Annotated in this window: 3 protein-coding genes; all 3 read left to right on the top strand. The window is 68.2% G+C overall.

Translation table 11 applies throughout. The annotated features are described in order from the left end of the window. On the top strand, positions 1–790 hold a 790-nt coding region (locus LLG88_07805), incomplete at its 5' end, for an RHS repeat-associated core domain-containing protein (GenBank protein MCE5246807.1). Then, a complete protein-coding gene (locus LLG88_07800; protein MCE5246806.1) occupies positions 790–1,278 on the top strand; it encodes a hypothetical protein in 489 nt (162 codons plus the stop codon). The genes LLG88_07805 and LLG88_07800, both read left to right, overlap by 1 nt. A 59-nt stretch (positions 1,279–1,337) precedes the next feature. Continuing rightward, positions 1,338–1,757, top strand: a 420-nt coding sequence (locus LLG88_07795; protein ID MCE5246805.1) for a hypothetical protein, incomplete at its 3' end; no start/stop codon positions are given.

The raw sequence follows: 1,757 nt of genomic DNA, 5'->3' as shown, positions 1-1,757 counted from the left end.
GCGCAAGCTCTACACCGGCCACGAGCGGGACGCGGAGACGGGCCTCGACTACATGCCGGCGCGCTACCACGCGTCGTCGGCGGGGGCGTTCCTGACCGTGGACCCGCTGGACGCGAGCGCGAAGGCGGAGGACCCGCTGTCGTGGAACCGCTACGCCTACGTGCGCGGCAACCCGCTGAACCGCGTCGATCCGACGGGGGAGGACGACACGGTCAAGCAAGCGGACACGCACGGGGCGCCGCCCGACGCGGGCAACAAGGAGTCTCCGGAAGAGCGGGAGCGCCGCGCGAAACTGGAGAGGCTCCGCCAGTTGCAGCGCGAGCAACTCAAGGCGGGCGTCGTCCCCATCCCAGACCAAGCCGTCTTGGACGTCATGCAGAAGGCCGTCGACAGAATGAAAAAAGACCATTCGCATGAAGAGGGCGGCGTCTACGGCGTGAAGAAGACAAGCGGTGCTTCGAAGGCCTATCTCGGCACGCCCGGACCATGGACGGATGTCACGGCGGATCATGCCCAAGCCACCATTGAACCGCTGGTCGGTGTCGGCTTCGATGCCTTGGCGGGGCTAGAAATCCTCGGCGAGTTCCACGTTCATCCGGACGATACTGTGCAGAAGGGCGGAATTGGATTTTCCTTTGTCGCACGGCCTAGTAGGGACGACAAGAGAGCCGTTCGTGCTGGCGAGGTGAATTACGTCCTCGCGCCTGGCAAAAACACTGTGTATGCGTACGACAGCGAAGGGAACGAAGCAGAGATGGACCTTGACGCATTTCTGAGCGGAGGCCGGTGATGGTGCGCGCGTTGTTCGTGGGGTCGCTGGCCGTCTTGCTCGCCTGCGCCTCCGTGCCGTGCTCGGCGCTCGGCGATAAGGAGGCCCGGCGAGTGGAATTGCTGTGCGCGCTCAACGACGCCGAGATTCCACCTCCGGACCGCGTCGTGCTCCGGGTCGGGGATCGGGCGTACGCCGCGCCGATCGTCGGCAAGGTCTTCTTCGTCCCGCCCCAGATCGAAACCACCGATGTTGTCGTGGAGCTGGAGCTGGCCGGCAGGAGCCTGAGATTCCCCATTGGCGACATTCGCCACACCGGTCCGCGGTGGGGCTTCCAGATCTTCACGGCGCCGCTTTCGAGAGATGTCTCATGGTTGGCGGAGCACTGCGATGGCGTTGCCGAGATCTGGGTGTTCGAGCCCGATGCGGACAAGGAGAGGACCATGATGACGGTGCTTGTGTCGTCGGACGGCAAGGTCATCACCGACACGTGCCGGGACGGCGACTGACGTCGCGCCGCGCGAGCGCTGAAGGCGGGGGTGGCGCGGGTTCCGGCGCAGCTGCCGGCTTGGGCCAGGCGACGCGGACGACGGCGCCGTACCGGCCGGGGATCGACGCGCCGCACGTCTACGAGACGACGCTGGCGCGGGGCCTGCTCCTCAACGTCTCCGACCCGGCGGGCCGCGCGCTCCTCGCGGGCGGCGTGGTCTACGACGCTGCCGGCGCGCCGACGCTGCTGCACTTCGCGAACGGGGCGGCGACGGCGATCGGGCGCGACGCCGGGGAGCGGGTGGCGTCGATGACGGCGACGGACGCGGACGGGACGGCGCTCTGGAGCAGCGGGGCGTACGCCTACGACGGCGCGGGCCTGGTGCGGCGGATCGGCGGGCAGGTGTACGCGTACGACGCGGCGCTGCGGCTGGTCGGGGCGAGCGTGCTGCCGCAGGCGACGAACGCGTCGAAGGGGACGCCGGACGACCTGTCCTTC

The organism is bacterium (assembly GCA_021372775.1).
In the GTDB taxonomy this organism is placed as follows: domain Bacteria; phylum Acidobacteriota; class Polarisedimenticolia; order J045; family J045; genus JAJFTU01.
Note: the sequence above shows the minus strand (reverse complement) of the source record. Positions and strands in the feature narration are given on the sequence as shown.

What these genes read in the sequence shown, in the direction of transcription:
- LLG88_07800 (MCE5246806.1), top strand. Translation starts at nt 790, where the DNA reads ATGGTGCGCGCGTTGTTCGTGGGGTCGCTGGCCGTCTTGCTCGCCTGC.